The sequence below is a fragment of the Ensifer sp. Root278 genome, assembly GCF_001429285.1.
Classification (GTDB): domain Bacteria; phylum Pseudomonadota; class Alphaproteobacteria; order Rhizobiales; family Rhizobiaceae; genus Ensifer.
This window is the reverse complement of sequence record NZ_LMJJ01000034.1, coordinates 198,864-213,021: the sequence shown is the minus strand read 5'-3', so window position 1 is coordinate 213,021 and position 14,158 is coordinate 198,864. Positions and strand designations below refer to the sequence as shown.

The 14,158-nt window shown below is 61.7% G+C and carries 17 protein-coding genes; 10 read left to right on the top strand and 7 right to left on the bottom strand.

All coding sequences use genetic code 11. The features are described 5' to 3' along the window. Window positions 1-64: 64 nt before the first annotated feature. The gene (locus ASE60_RS20915; protein WP_309140258.1) at window positions 65-487 is read left to right on the top strand and encodes a helix-turn-helix domain-containing protein; all 423 of its coding nucleotides are present in this window, start codon (window positions 65-67) and stop codon (window positions 485-487) included. A gap of 9 nt (window positions 488-496) precedes the next feature. Here the strand turns inward: ASE60_RS20915 and ASE60_RS20910 are convergent, their stop codons facing one another. The 4 genes from ASE60_RS20910 to hemB all read right to left on the bottom strand — a co-directional run bounded on the left by ASE60_RS20910 (window position 497) and on the right by hemB (window position 3,954). Beyond that, on the bottom strand, window positions 497-1,393 hold the full coding sequence (locus ASE60_RS20910) for a DMT family transporter (protein WP_057252597.1): 897 nt from the start codon (window positions 1,391-1,393) through the stop codon (window positions 497-499). A 3-nt stretch (window positions 1,394-1,396) separates the two neighbouring features. Continuing rightward, complete coding sequence (locus tag ASE60_RS20905; RefSeq protein WP_057252595.1) at window positions 1,397-2,185, bottom strand: arginyltransferase; 789 nt, start codon at window positions 2,183-2,185, stop codon at window positions 1,397-1,399. Between the two features lie 140 nt (window positions 2,186-2,325). Further along, a complete protein-coding gene (locus ASE60_RS20900; protein ID WP_057252593.1) occupies window positions 2,326-2,790 on the bottom strand; it encodes an RDD family protein in 465 nt (154 codons plus the stop codon). Between the two features lie 147 nt (window positions 2,791-2,937). Then, window positions 2,938-3,954: a porphobilinogen synthase gene (hemB, locus tag ASE60_RS20895; protein ID WP_057252591.1), complete on the bottom strand. Its 1,017-nt coding sequence runs from the start codon at window positions 3,952-3,954 to the stop codon at window positions 2,938-2,940. 186 nt (window positions 3,955-4,140) lie between these two features. Here hemB and ASE60_RS20890 point away from each other — a divergent pair, with 186 nt between their 5' ends. The 7 genes from ASE60_RS20890 (at window position 4,141) to ASE60_RS20860 (ending at window position 10,860) form a co-directional block, all read left to right on the top strand. Continuing rightward, window positions 4,141-4,578, top strand: coding sequence for a DUF6163 family protein (locus ASE60_RS20890; protein ID WP_057252589.1), 438 nt, complete (start codon window positions 4,141-4,143; stop codon window positions 4,576-4,578). Window positions 4,579-4,708: 130 nt separating this feature from the next. Next, on the top strand, window positions 4,709-5,221 hold the full coding sequence (locus ASE60_RS20885; RefSeq protein ID WP_057252587.1) for a MarR family winged helix-turn-helix transcriptional regulator: 513 nt from the start codon (window positions 4,709-4,711) through the stop codon (window positions 5,219-5,221). A 600-nt stretch (window positions 5,222-5,821) separates the two neighbouring features. Next, a complete protein-coding gene (locus ASE60_RS20880; protein ID WP_057252585.1) occupies window positions 5,822-7,147 on the top strand; it encodes a murein L,D-transpeptidase in 1,326 nt (441 codons plus the stop codon). A gap of 184 nt (window positions 7,148-7,331) precedes the next feature. Further along, complete coding sequence (gene glyA, locus ASE60_RS20875) at window positions 7,332-8,627, top strand: serine hydroxymethyltransferase (RefSeq protein ID WP_057252583.1); 1,296 nt, start codon at window positions 7,332-7,334, stop codon at window positions 8,625-8,627. 10 nt (window positions 8,628-8,637) lie between these two features. Next, window positions 8,638-9,111, top strand: coding sequence for a transcriptional regulator NrdR (gene nrdR / locus ASE60_RS20870; protein WP_034803756.1), 474 nt, complete (start codon window positions 8,638-8,640; stop codon window positions 9,109-9,111). A gap of 19 nt (window positions 9,112-9,130) precedes the next feature. Then, window positions 9,131-10,240, top strand: coding sequence for a bifunctional diaminohydroxyphosphoribosylaminopyrimidine deaminase/5-amino-6-(5-phosphoribosylamino)uracil reductase RibD (gene ribD / locus ASE60_RS20865; protein WP_057252581.1), 1,110 nt, complete (start codon window positions 9,131-9,133; stop codon window positions 10,238-10,240). Further along, a complete protein-coding gene (locus ASE60_RS20860) occupies window positions 10,240-10,860 on the top strand; it encodes a riboflavin synthase (protein ID WP_057252579.1) in 621 nt (206 codons plus the stop codon). Before ribD ends, ASE60_RS20860 begins: the two co-directional genes overlap by 1 nt. A gap of 91 nt (window positions 10,861-10,951) precedes the next feature. On the opposite strand, the gene ASE60_RS20855 is transcribed toward ASE60_RS20860, so the two are convergent. From ASE60_RS20855 to ASE60_RS20845, 3 genes are all read right to left on the bottom strand, one after another. After that, a complete protein-coding gene (locus ASE60_RS20855; RefSeq protein ID WP_057252576.1) occupies window positions 10,952-11,302 on the bottom strand; it encodes a hypothetical protein in 351 nt (116 codons plus the stop codon). A 284-nt stretch (window positions 11,303-11,586) separates the two neighbouring features. Further along, complete coding sequence (locus ASE60_RS20850) at window positions 11,587-12,153, bottom strand: GNAT family N-acetyltransferase (RefSeq protein WP_057252574.1); 567 nt, start codon at window positions 12,151-12,153, stop codon at window positions 11,587-11,589. Window positions 12,154-12,177: 24 nt separating this feature from the next. Next, window positions 12,178-12,678: a cupin domain-containing protein gene (locus ASE60_RS20845; RefSeq protein WP_057252572.1), complete on the bottom strand. Its 501-nt coding sequence runs from the start codon at window positions 12,676-12,678 to the stop codon at window positions 12,178-12,180. 537 nt (window positions 12,679-13,215) lie between these two features. Here ASE60_RS20845 and ribH point away from each other — a divergent pair. After that, on the top strand, window positions 13,216-13,677 hold the full coding sequence (ribH, locus tag ASE60_RS20840) for a 6,7-dimethyl-8-ribityllumazine synthase (protein WP_034803742.1): 462 nt from the start codon (window positions 13,216-13,218) through the stop codon (window positions 13,675-13,677). Continuing rightward, the gene (gene nusB, locus ASE60_RS20835) at window positions 13,674-14,156 is read left to right on the top strand and encodes a transcription antitermination factor NusB (RefSeq protein ID WP_057252570.1); all 483 of its coding nucleotides are present in this window, start codon (window positions 13,674-13,676) and stop codon (window positions 14,154-14,156) included. The genes ribH and nusB overlap by 4 nt, the downstream gene beginning before the upstream one ends. Window positions 14,157-14,158: the final 2 nt, after the last annotated feature.

Genomic DNA, 14,158 nt, shown 5'->3' with positions numbered 1-14,158 from the left:
GAAAAGCGGCGCTTGTATGTGCCGGCGTATCGTGGATGACTGCCCATCCAACAGGATGGATACGATGCCGAACGCCAATGCCCTCGACGAAATTCTCCTGGCGCTCGCCAGCCCGGTACGCCGGCGGATCTTCGAGATCCTCTTTGCCGGTGAGGCGCGTGTCGCCGATATCGCCTCGGCCGTTGCGGTGCGAGGCGAAGAATTGGAGAAGCACATCGCACTCCTCGATGCAGCGGGCCTCATCACGCGCCTGCGGCGCCGCGAAGGCGAATCCCTAAGCGGAAATCCGGCGCCTTTGAGCGAGGCGGCCACCTGGATCAACACCAACCGCGAGCTTTGGGCGATGCGTGTGCGGATGCCGGAAACCCGGCTGGCCTCCGGCGCGCCGGAGCCTGTACCCGAGCGGACGCCGATTCGCGACCGCCGCAGCGAAACCGAACAGAAGTCGCGCCGCCCCCGGCCGACCGGTCCTCGCCGTGAAAATTGATCGATAGCGCTACTCGGCGCAGGCCACCGCGGACCTCAGCGCTCTGCTGCGCATCTGCCAGAGCGAATGGCCGATGAGCGCGAAGATCAGGATCGCACCACCCATCAAGGTCTGCGTCGTCGGGGTTTCGGCAAAGACCAGCCAGACCCAGATCGGCGCCAGGATCGTTTCCAGCAGGTAGAACATGCCCACTTCCGGCGCCGAGAGGTAACGCGGTCCCGTCGCCAGGCAGAAAAAGGCGAGCGGGATCATCACGAGACCGTTGAAGAAGATATAGCCGGGTTCCGCAATCGTGAATCCCGAAGGGGACAGCATCAACAGAGCGACCGCTGCCGGGAAGATCGCCGTGACCAGCGGCACCAGCGCCATGTCGCGCTTGCTTGCGCGGCTGATCGTGATCGCGCTGGCAAGCAGGAAGGCGGAGGATGCTGCCATCGCATCGCCGAAGAGGTGGCCGCTTTCCAACCCGTCCTGAACGATCAATCCGACGCCGAACACCATGATCAACATCGTCACGAGCGTGGCGTTCGATGGTCGTTCCTTCAGGAAGATCCAGGACAAAATGGCGGCAAACATCGAGGTGAAGGCGAGGATGAAGACCACATTCGCCGTCGAAGTGTTGAAGACGGCGAGCAGGAACGTGCAGGAATTGATGCCGTAGAACAGGCCGACGACGAGCCCGGTCTTGCCCGGCAACAGTGAAATCTTCCGGCCGAACACGCGGTTGATCACGAACCAGGCGCCGAGCGCGATCACGAACGTCGACAGGCTGCGCACCGCGAGCAGCGACCAGACGTCGCCACCGGCGGAACGGATGAGCGGGATATCGAAGGAAAGGGCAAGGCCACCGAGGCCGGTGATGGCAAGGCCGCGCCGGTGCATCACGGCATCAGAAGATGAACTCAATGTCTAACCCGTTTTCGTAGGAGCGGCTTCCAAGGTGGCGTCTCCGCCTTCATAGCGTTCCCAGCCACGGGCCATAAGGTGTTCTTGCGGCAAAAATTTTGTTTTGTACCCCATCTTCCGCGATCCCTTGACCCAATAGCCAAGATAGACGTGGGGAAGGCCGCGCTCGCGGGCGCGACGAATGTGGTCGAGAATCATGAAAGTGCCGAGCGAGCGGTCCTCTCGCGCAGGGTCGAAGTAGGAGTAGACCATCGAAAGACCGTCGCCCATGCGATCGGTCAGCGCTGCTGCGATGAGCGGCCCGCGTGCTTTCTCGCTGATGCCGTCGCCTTCGACCCGCAGGCGATACTCGATGATCTTCGTGTGCACGTGCGTATCTTCGACCATCATTGCGTAGTCGAGCACCGACATGTCCGACATGCCGCCCTTCTGATGCCGGCGGTCGAGATAGCGGCGGAAGAGATTGTACTGTTCGCTGGAAGGCTCAGCCGGATACTCCGCCGAGATCACATCCTGATTGGTGGCAAGCACCCGGCGCATGGAGCGCGTGGGCTTGAACTCGTTGGCAAGAATGCGCACCGAAATGCAGGCGCGACAGGTCTCGCAGGCTGGGCGGTAGGCGATGTTCTGCGACCGGCGGAAGCCGCCCTGTGTCAGGAGATCGTTGAGTTCCGGCGCACGTTCGCCCACCATGTGGGTGAAGACTTTTCGCTCCATCTCGTTCGGCAGATAAGGGCAGGCTGCCGGCGCAGTCAGGTAGAATTGCGGAGACGGTGTGGTCTGTGTGTTCATCGAGTGCGGAGGTCACTCTGCGCGCGGTTGTTCATGACAATAGCATGGCGGAAGAATGGAAAACGTCAACTCACTCGTTTGCAGCTTCCGCCTCCTCCGTCCAGTTATTTTAGCGTTGCCGACAATGGGCCGCGTTCCGGTCAGTACATGTCGCGGCGGACCGTGACGGTGCCAATCAGGAGGTCGTGCAGCAGGCGGCTGCGGTCGGTAAAGAGGCCGATCAGCAGGATCAGCGGCGTCAGCAGAGCGTTGGCGATCCAGAAGATGACGAGGTGGACGATGGCGGTCAGGAAGTCCATCGGGCGCCCGTCTGTGCGGGCAATTGCCAGCCCCATCATGCGCATGCCGGGGGAGGCCTGTTCGCGGCCGCCAACCGTGAGGCCGAAATAGAGCATGGCGACGATCGCAAAGAGCGCCGGGTAAAGCATAAAGCCGAGGCCGAGCGTCAGGATGCCCAGGAAAAAGACGACGACCGCCGCCGGGATCCACAGAACCGCGATGATGGCGTAATCGAGCAGGAAGGCAAAGATGCGTCGCGACAGCACGCCCTGATAGGCGCGCCAGTCATTGCTCGGCAGCCTCAGGTCTTCGTTGTGCATGGTCATCCGTCTAAGCCTCGCTTGGTTGAATGCAGGATATGGGATGGTGATGCCTGCAAAACAAGGATTGGAGGCTCACCACAGCGCCGCGCGTCTTATCAGACGCGCAAAGGTCGCTGTAGAATTTTGATTTCCTGCAACAGAAGCCTGCGCTTAACGGCCTTTGGCAAGGATACGAGCCACCTCGACGGCGAAATAGCTGAGGATACCGTCGCAGCCGGCGCGTTTGAAGGCGAGCAGCGTTTCCAGCATCACCTTCTCGCCGTCGATCCAGCCGTTGGCGGCGGCGGCTTTGACCTGCGAGTATTCGCCGGAGACTTGGTAGGCAAAGACGGGCAGGCCGAAGGCCTCCTTCATGCGCCAGCAGATGTCGAGATAGGGCAGGCCCGGTTTCACCATCAGCATGTCGGCGCCTTCCTCGACGTCGAGGGCAGCATCGCGGATCGCTTCGGTGCCGTTGGCCGGGTCGATGTAATAGGTCTTCTTGTCGCCCTTCAAAAGGCCGCCGGTGCCGATCGCCTCGCGATAGGGGCCGTAGAACCCGGACGCGAACTTTGTCGCATAGGACATGATGCCGACATTCTGGTGCCCGGCGGCATCGAGCGCCTGGCGGATCGCGCCGATGCGGCCATCCATCATGTCGGAGGGGGCGATGATGTCGGAGCCGGCATCCGCCTGGGCGACCGCCGCCCTTGCGATCATCTCGACGGTTTCGTCGTTGACGATCTCGCCGTTGCGAAGGATGCCGTCATGGCCGTGGCTGGTGAAGGGATCGAGAGCGACGTCGGTGATGATGCCGATCTCGGGCACCGCTTTCTTGAAGGCCCGCGTCGCCTGATTGATCAGGTTGTCGGCAGCAAGGCTGTTGGAGCCGGTCTCGTCGCGCAGCCCCATGTCGATGTTCGGGAAGGTCGCAATCGCCGGAATGCCGAGATCGGCCGCTTCCTTGACCGCTTCCACCGCCTTGTCGATGCTCATGCGGTTGACGCCGGGCATCGCCTCGATCGGCTGGACGATGTTGCTGCCCGGCACGATGAAGATCGGCCAGATCAGATCGTCGACGGTCAGGCGGTTTTCCTGCACCAGTCGCCGCGTCCAGTCGGCCTTGCGGTTGCGGCGCATGCGGCGGTGGCCGGTGATCCTGTCCACAAGATTCGTCCTGTCGTTCATCGCGCCCACGCCTTTCCGGTCAAAATCATCGTTAGCCAAGCGCTTTATCATGGGGGGGCGGCAATTGGGAACCGCGCGCCGGGTGAACGAACTGCGGCATTTCTTCTCTTCAAAAAGATAGCTGCAGGAGAGGGGAAACTGCGATCCCGCTGGCGGATGAGGAAGAGCCGCCCTATCTTGCCGGCCATGCTTCATGATTCTGCCCATGTGCTGAAACCATCGCTGACCGAGATCCTCTTCGGTATCTTCCTGCGTCTGGTCTCTGCCTCGTGCATCTGGTTCGCACTTAACTACTGGGCCATGCTGATCGGCTTTTCCCATGGTGGCGCCGGGCGCTTCGATCTGTTGTCGCCGGAGTGGCGCGCGGCTGCGACGGCGCTCGCCGTCGTCTATCCCGTTGCGGCGCTCGGCCTCTGGTTGCTCGTCTCCTGGGGCCCTGTGGTCTGGGTGGTCGCAGCGGCGATCGAGATCGCCATGTATGAGTTCTATCCGGTGAGTTTCGGCGCCCGTCCTTTGCTGGTCGTGCTGCATGTGGCGGTTGCCGTCACCTTCGTTCTTTTCCGGGCGGCACTCGTCTTTCAGCGCTGGCGGCAGGCCAAGCAGGTAAGAGTTGATTCACCCTGAGACAGGCTCGTCAAATGGCAAGCTCTTGTTAAGGCTGCGGTTTAAGTAGAATTTTAGACGTATTCGATAGGGTCTCACTCAAGGCGGGCAGACAAACTGACACCGCCAAACAAAACAGTGAGGCAGTCAAATGAACACGAAGATGAAGCCGCAGGCGGCTCAGCCCCGAGACCCTCAGGAAGAAACCATCCGCGGTCTCTACATGGAATCCCTCCACCTCGTCGAGCGTCTGCACCGCCGTCTGCTCGACGTCATCAAGGACGAATTCGACCGTGAAGGTCGCAGCGACGTCAACGCCGTTCAGGCCCTGTTGCTCTTCAACATCGGCAACTCGGAACTGACCGCCGGCGAACTTCGCTCCCGCGGCTACTACCTCGGCTCGAACGTCTCCTATAACGTCAAGAAGCTCGTCGACCTTGGCCTGATCAACCACCAGCGCTCTCGCGTCGACCGCCGCTCGGTTCGTATCAGCCTGACGGAAGACGGCCAGGAAATCGCCGAAACCGTCGCCAAGCTCTACGAGCGCCACATCGGCTCGATCCAGAAGGTCGGCGGTATCGGTTCGGACGAGTTCACCCAGATGAACAAGCTCCTGCAGCGCCTCGATCGCTTCTGGAACGACTCGATCATGTACCGCCTGTAATCCAGGCCCTGCATAACTTTGTCCTTAGATCGAAGCGATCTAAGGACAAAGTTATGCAGAAACTCAATGTGGTACAGCGACCTTTGCGCGTCTGAATAGACGCGCGCCGCTGTAGAACCTCCAGTTCAAAGGTCGGGCGCAATCCCTGCGTGTCCGACCTTTGCCATTTGCCGGCTTCTCATCCTGTTGCGGAAAAGCCGCACCGCTTCGGCACGCCATTCCTGCGTTCGGCCGGCTTTCCAAACGGAAAGTATTAGAAAATCAAAATGTTGCCGCCTGCAGCTCGTCCGCCGGCTTATCCGTTGCGGCGAAAAGCAAAAGGCGTGCCATGTCGCCGTTCAACCTGTCCGAGACACGAATTGGCCATATTGCTGTGACAGCGACGACGACATGCGGTAGGTGCGGCCACGTGTTTTCTTGAGCGTGGATTCGTTTCGCGTTTCGCCTGCCGGATGAGGGTCCTCACTCGCGGTATCGTGAAATCTTGTGAGGGCAGGGTGGCTCGTTGGTTGACCTTTGTTAACCACGATCGTGTTAGGGCTCCGGCAACGTGCGTGCCAGCGCATAGGGCGCGTGCCAACGCATTGGGATGGTAGGAATATGTCGAAAAAGAATGGAATTGATGCATTCTCGCGCCGCGCCTTTCTGCGCTCGGCAGCAACCTTCGGCGCCGTGGCAGTTGCCGGCGCGGCAAGCGCACAGGACGCCCTGAACGAGATCATCAATTCGCCACGCCGCGGCTCCTGGGACGACCAGTACGACGCCAAGGCATCGCGCACCGCGACGACGGTCGTTTCGAACACGCCGGTCTTCGGCCCGGAAACGATCGCCCACGTGCAGCAGGCAATCTTCGACTACCAGAACATCGTTTCGCAAGGCGGCTGGCCGATGGTCCAGACCAGCGTCAAGCTCGAGCTCGGCGTCACGGATCCGTCGGTGCAGCAGCTTCGCCAGCGCCTGATGGTCTCCGGTGACCTGCCGCAGTCGGCAGGCGTCTCCTCGTCCTTCGATTCCTACGTCGAAGGCGCGGTCAAGCGCTTCCAGGCTCGCCATGGCCTCCCGGCTGATGGCGTCATCGGCGAATACACGCTGAAGGCGATCAACGTCGACGCCAACACCCGCCTCGGCCAGCTCCAGACCAACCTCGTTCGCCTGCAGTCGATGTCCGGCGATCTTGGCCGCCGCTACGTGATGGTCAACATTCCGGCCGCCTATATCGAAGCGGTCGAGAACGGCCGCGTGGCGCTGCGCCATACGGCGATCGTCGGCAAGATCGACCGCCAGTCGCCGATCCTCAACTCGAAGATCTACGAGGTCATCCTCAACCCCTATTGGACCGCGCCGCGCTCGATCATCCAGAAGGATATCATGCCGCTGATGCGCAAGGACCCGACCTATCTCGCACGCAACTCGATCCGTCTGTTCGACGGCAGTGGCGGCGAAGTGTCGCCGGAAACGGTCGATTGGAACGCCGAGAAGGCGCCGAACCTGATGTTCCGCCAGGACCCGGGCAAGATCAACGCGATGTCGTCGACGAAGATCAACTTCCACAACGAGCATCAGGTCTACATGCACGATACCCCGCAGCAGGGTCTGTTCAACAAGCTGATGCGTTTCGAGTCTTCCGGCTGCGTTCGCGTGCAGAACGTGCGCGATCTTTCGACCTGGTTGCTGAAGGATACGCCCGGCTGGTCGCGCCAGCAGATCGAGGCGACCATCAAGACCGGCGTCAACACGCCGATCACGCTCGCCGAGGAAGTGCCCGTGTTCTTCACCTACATCACGGCCTGGTCCGCAAAGGATGGCGTGGTGCAGTTCCGCGATGATATCTACCAGCGCGACGGTGCCACCGAGCTGGCGCTGCAGTCGCCCTATGGCGTCGAGCAGTCGCCCGGCTCGGTCGATCAGGACGCGCTGCCGCAATAAGCGAATTTGCGACACGGAATTCCTAAAGCCGCGCTTCCCCTGGGAGCGCGGCTTTTTCACGCGTCAGCCGCCGCGATATTTCGGCGCGGCAGATGGGGGAAATGACGCAAACCGCACAGCAGATATTGCTCTCGCCGTGCGAGGAAGCTAAAGAACTGCCACCCTTGAGAGGAGCCTCGCGCCGATGCTTGAACAGACCAATGACGCCTTCTTCACCCGTTCTCTGGCCGACAGCGATCCGGACATCTTTGGTGCGATCGAGAAGGAGCTGGGTCGTCAGCGCCACGAGATCGAGCTGATCGCCTCCGAGAACATCGTTTCCCGCGCCGTGCTCGAAGCCCAGGGCTCGATCATGACCAACAAATATGCCGAGGGTTACCCGGGCAAGCGCTACTACGGCGGCTGCCAGTTCGTCGATATCGCCGAGGAACTGGCGATCGAACGCGCCAAGAAGCTCTTCGGCGTCAACTTCGCCAACGTTCAGCCGAACTCCGGTTCGCAGATGAACCAGGCCGTGTTCCTGGCGCTCTTGCAGCCGGGCGACACCTTCATGGGCCTCGACCTCAACTCGGGCGGTCACCTGACGCACGGTTCGCCGGTCAACATGTCCGGCAAGTGGTTCAACGTCGTTTCCTACGGTGTGCGTGAAGACGACCACCTGCTCGACATGGACAACGTTGCCGAGCAGGCGCGCAAGCACAAGCCGAAGCTGATCATTGCCGGTGGCACCGCCTATTCGCGCATCTGGGACTGGAAGCGCTTCCGCGAGATCGCCGACGAAGTCGGCGCCTGGCTGATGGTTGACATGGCGCACATCGCCGGTCTCGTTGCCGGTGGCCAGCATCCGTCGCCGTTCCCGCATTGCCACGTCGCCACCACGACGACGCACAAGTCGCTGCGCGGCCCGCGCGGCGGCATGGTCCTGACCAACGACGAAGATGTCGCCAAGAAGATCAACTCGGCCGTCTTCCCGGGTCTCCAGGGCGGCCCGCTGATGCACGTCATCGCCGCCAAGGCTGTTGCTCTCGGCGAAGCGCTGCATCCGTCGTTCAAGGACTATGCGGCCCAGATCGTCAAGAACGCCCGCACACTCGCCGAAACGCTGAAGGCCAACGGCCTGGACATCGTCTCCGGCGGCACCGACAACCACCTGATGCTCGTCGACCTGCGCAAGAAGAACGCAACCGGCAAGCGCGCGGAAGCCGCCCTCGGCCGTGCGTTCATCACCTGCAACAAGAACGGCATCCCGTTCGACCCTGAAAAGCCGTTCGTCACCTCGGGCGTCCGTCTCGGCACGCCGGCCGGTACCACCCGCGGCTTCAAGGAAGCCGAGTTCAAGGAAATCGGCGAGCTGATCGTCGAGGTCCTCGACGGCCTGAAGGTCGCCAACTCCGACGAAGGCAATGCTGCCGTCGAGGCCGGCGTTCGCGAAAAGGTCCTCAAGCTGACCGACCGCTTCCCGATGTACGGCTACATGTGATCGGTCGCTCATGCGCTGCCCCTATTGCGGTTCTGAAGACAGTCAGGTGAAGGATTCCCGTCCTGCAGAGGACGGGAACGCCATTCGCCGCCGCCGGATTTGTCCGGATTGCGGAGGTCGTTTCACGACCTTCGAACGGGTGCAGTTGCGTGAACTGATGATCATCAAGAAGACCGGTCGGAAGGTTCCTTTCGACCGGGATAAACTTTTGCGGTCGTTCGAGATCGCGCTCAGGAAGCGCCCGGTCGATCGCGACCGCATCGAGCGGGCGGTCTCCGGCATCGTTCGGCGCCTCGAAAGCTCCGGCGAGACCGAGATCCCCTCGGAGGAAATCGGCCTGCAGGTGCTCGAGGCCCTGAAGAGCCTCGATGACGTTGCCTTCGTGCGCTACGCTTCGGTCTATCGCGATTTCTCGCATGCCGAGGATTTCGAGAAGGTCATCACCGAGATCAGCGCCAAGATCGCGCGCGATCCGGGCGAATAGGCGAAAGCTGGATAGAGCCATGGCAGGACCCACCCGTGAAGACGAGAGGTTCATGGCCGCGGCGCTGAGGCTGGCCCGCCATCATCTCGGACAGACTTCCACCAATCCCTCCGTCGCCTGCCTGATCGTCAAGGAAGGCGTCATCGTCGGCCGCGCCGTGACGGCGCGAAGCGGTCGTCCGCATGCGGAAAACCAGGCGCTGGCAGAGGCCGGAGAGACGGCGAGGGGCGCGACCGCCTATGTGACGCTGGAGCCCTGCTCGCATCACGGCAAGACGCCGCCTTGCGCCGACGCCCTTGTCGCATCCGGCGTTGCCCGCGTGGTGATCTCGATCCTCGATCCGGATGAGCGTGTCGCCGGGCGCGGCGTCGTGCGCCTGCGCGATGCCGGCATCATCGTCGATATCGGCGTTCTCGCTGAAGAGGGGCAGCACGCACTCGAAGCCTATCTCATGCGCCAGGTAAGCCGGCGGCCCTATGTGATTCTCAAGCTTGCTGTTTCCGCCGACGGCATGATCGGCCGTAAGGGGGCAGGGCAGGTCCGCATCACCAATCCCATCTCCCGCGGGCAGGTGCAAATGCTGAGAGCCGAGACGGACGCGATCCTCGTCGGGATCGGCACGGCGACGGCCGACGACCCGGAATTGACCGTGCGGCTACCCGGGCTCGAAAATCGCTCGCCGCTGCGCATCGTCCTCGACCGCCGGCTCGACCTGCCGCTTTCCTCGAAACTGGTGCGAACGGCGCGGGATGTTCCGGTGATCGTGGTCTCCAGTGACGGATCCGGCGGTCCGGACGCGGATGTCGATGACGGCCGGGCCGCACGCAAGGCGGCCCTGGAGGCCGCCGGCGTTGAGGTGCTCGAAGCCGGTTCGATTGCGGACCTTCTGACGGCCCTCGCCTCGCGCGGCATCTCCTCGCTGATGGTCGAAGGTGGAGCGGTCGCGGCGCGCGCCTTTCTCGATGCGGCCCTCGTCGACCGTATTCAGCTTTACACCGGGCCTGGGACGATTGGCGAAAACGGCATTGCATCCCCATTTGACCGTAAGTCCGTGCCGACCGGCTTCACGCGTGTCGCCGAAGCGCGCTACGGAGAGGATCTGTTCGAGGAATACGAAAGAGAAAACTGATGTTCACAGGCATTGTTACCGACATCGGCACCGTCGATGCCGTCACCCCGCTCAAGGAAGGCATCAAGCTGCGTGTTGCCACGAGCTATGATCCGAGGACCATCGACATGGGCGCCTCCATCGCCCATTCCGGTGTGTGTCTGACGGTGACCGCCCTGCCTGAAGCCGGCAGCAACGAGCGCTGGTTCGAGGTCGAGGCCTGGGAAGAAGCGCTGCGGCTGACGACGATTGCGGGCTGGACAAAGGGCACGCGGATCAACCTCGAGCGGTCACTGAAGATTGGCGACGAGCTCGGCGGCCACCTGGTCTCCGGTCATATCGATGACAAGGCGGAAATCCTCTCGGTGGAGTCGGAGGGCGACGCGGTGCGCTTTCGCCTGCGGGCACCTGAGCATCTGGCAAAGTTCGTGGCTCCCAAGGGCTCTGTCGCGCTCGACGGTACGTCGCTGACGGTCAACAAGGTCGATGGCGTCGAATTCGACGTGCTCTTGATCCGCCATTCGCTGGAGGTCACCACCTGGGGCGAACGCAAGGCGGGTGATTTCGTCAACTTTGAAGTCGACACCATGGCCCGTTACGCGGCGCGCCTGGCCGAGTTCCCGGCACCCAAACCGGCATGAGCGAAGTCTGAGATTCTTTGCCGAATATGTCTCAAAAAAAGCAAACCGGCCCCGATTGGGGGCGGTGGCGTTTTGAGAGGGCGGTTGCGGCTCAGCGCAGATAGAAGATCAGGCTGCCATCGGCCGCCTGTTCAGCGCCGGCGATGTTGTTCATCTCGACGTTCGGGCCCTTCAGCTTGGCCGCGAGCGGCTTGTTGGCGTGGACCGCAGCGTGCAAGGCCGAGATTTGCTTCGGCGTCGCTTCGTTGATCCAGGTCCGTGTCTGGCTCGTTTCCTTGAGCGTATCGACGTCAACGATGTTGAAGTGGTTGCCCTTGAAGTGGCGTACTGTCTGGTCGATATGCGCCGGCCAGTTCATCGCAGCGCCTGCCGCGTAGGAGATGCCGCCGAAGGAAAGGGCGGAGAGAGCAGCGATGACGGAAAGCTTGGCTATGCGGTTCATGGTCATGCTCCTTGGTTGCTTGCGACATCGCGACCGCCGGGCGCCGACCCGAACGGGTGACCCTTGTGGGCCTTGGAGACCGGTCACCATCTCGTGCCGCAGCGGCCAGCAGAGGTCGATTGCGGGTTGGGTCACCCGCATTGAGACGTGCTGGACGGTTTCGACTGATTGGGGCGGCGTTTCCTCGGCTTGGGGCGGGGGCGCGTCGTGCCAACGCCTAGAAAGCTGGCCCGGAATCTGGCCGTTTCCGCGGCGTAAAGGTCTGGAAAACAATTAAAAATTGTTCATGTTTCGGCGTGCGCACGCAACTTGTGCGTCGTCGTTGCCTTCTGATGGCGCTCGAACATGATCACGTGGTTGCCATGATAGGTCGTCCGCCAGAATTCCTTGAAGCCATGCTTCTCCGCAACCCGGATTGAGGCACGGTTGCCGACATCGATGATGCAGGTTTTGCGGAGCGTGGGGAACTGGTGATCGGCCCATTTCAGCGCCGCACTGACCGCTTCTGTCGCAAGCCCCTGGCCATGGGCCTTTGGTGAAAGCGCCCATCCGGTCTCCATCGTGCCTTCAAGCGAGGGCGTGATGGCGCGATGTACATCGTGAAACCCGGCTTCGCCGAGGAATGCTCCCGTTTCCCGATCCTGAATGGCAAAGAAGCCAAAGCCGAAATAGTGCCACATGCCCACCTGGCGCAGGAACCGCGTCCAGGATTGTTCACGCGTAAAAGGAACCCCACCGACATAGCGGATCACCTCGGCATCGCCGAACAGCGCTGCGTAGGAGGGAAAGTCGTCACGGCGATAGGGGCGCAGGATGAGGCGGTCTGTCTCGATGATAGGCACGCTATGCATGTTCGATCCTATGCTGTGGTGAACTCAGGCGCCCGGCTCGCCGTCCCAATAGTCGACAGTGTCTTCCGGTCTGCCGATGAAGCGGAATCGCCTCTGGCCATCAGCACTGCGCGTCTTGGCGAGGAACTTGCCCGAGTCCGGGTACTCGCAGATCTCGGTGGCCGCCATGGTCGAAATAGACAAGTATTTGAGCGCCACGCTGCCAGTGTTGATCAGGTGATGCGCCGTTTCCGGCCCGCCTGCAGGCGCGCCAAGAATGTCGCCCGGCCCAACCGCATGGCGCTCGTTGCCGAAGCGATACGTGCCTTCGCCTTCGAGGATGATGAAAAGCTCCTCCTCGACGTGGTGATTGTGGAACGGGCAGCCGGACTTGCCCGGCGGCACTTCGCCGTAGCCGATGCCGAGATCCTTAAGGCCCAGCAACGCGCCGAAGGAAGCGTCGCTCGATTCGAACCCTTCGCCTTTCGTCCAATGGTCGAGGTTGAGGGTCTTCGGATTGACGATCGGTTTTCGCGTTTCCGTCATGTCTATCTCCCTGACGCCGTGCATTTCGCAAGAAGCATCCACGGTCCGTTCCTATCCGTGTCGCGCGATCGAGGGAACGTCAACCGACAAGCGTCGAAATTGATAAACGTTACGTTGCTTATGCCTCGATTTTGCAATCCTATGACGGTAAATGCGGCGGCGGAGCGCGCTGTGTCGAGTAGAGCGAGGCGGGCATCTCGTAGCCGAAATCCGGTGCGAGCCCATCCATATCGAAGACGACCGCTCGAGGGGCACGGGGGAGGCGGATCGTTGATGGGGTCTCAAGCATGCGGATGCCTCGTTCAATTCCTGCCTGGTACCTGAACTTGCTGTTCCGCGTGGCAAACCGCAAGCAACCATGCGATTGTGTTCGAAGCCCGAACGGCAAGGATAGCCCTTCGGGCTTGGTATTCTGCCGCTGTTCGGCGCAGCAAAAGGCCGTTTGCGGCGGAATTTGCTTGCCATTCGGCGCCGGGCATGGTTTGACCGCCGCCTGCCGGTCGCAACCGGCGACGAACTCTCAAAGACAGGTGATCCATGGCAGAGACCACGGCAGCCCACATTCTGATTGTGGAAGCGCGTTTCTATGACGATATGGCCGATGCATTGCTCGACGGCGCCAAACATGCGCTGGACGCAGCCGGGGCCACCTATGATATCGTAACGGTCCCGGGCGCGCTCGAAATCCCGCCGGCGATCGCCATGGCACTCGACGGTGCTGACGAAGGCGGTACGGAATATGACGGCTTCGTCGCGCTCGGCATGGTCATTCGCGGCGAGACCTATCATTTCGATATCGTCGCGAACGAATCTTCGCGGGCCATCATGGATCTCGCCGTGAGCGAAAGCCTCGCCATTGGCAACGGCATCCTGACGGTCGAGAATGACGACCAGGCCTGGGCACGCGCCCGCCGGTCGGAAGGTGACAAGGGTGGCTTTGCTGCGCGTGCGGCGCTCACCATGATTGAATTGAAGAAGAAACTGGGCACGGAAAAGTGACGAAGACACCCTCGGATCAGCCGCTGAAGCAGGTCAACCAGCGCGGCGCCGCGCGCCTTGCCGCGGTGCAGGCGCTCTATCAGATGGACATTGGCGGCACCGGCGTGCTCGAAGTGGTTGCCGAGTACGAAGCCCATCGCCTCGGCCAGGACGTCGACGGCGACACCTATCTGAAGGCTGACGCCTCCTGGTTCCGCTCGATCGTCGCCGGCGTCGTGCGCGACCAGCGCAAGCTCGATCCGTTGATCGGTTCGGCGCTTCAGGACGACTGGGCACTGTCGCGGCTCGATTCTACCGTGCGCGCCATCCTGCGTGCCGGCACCTTCGAAATGCTGGAACGCAAGGACGTGCCGGTTCCGGTAATCGTCGCCGAGTATGTCGAGATCGCCAAGGCCTTCTTCGAGGATGACGAGCCGAAGCTGGTCAATGCCGTTCTCGATCGTATTGCCAAGCAGGTTCGTAGCGAGTTCAGGAAGTAGAG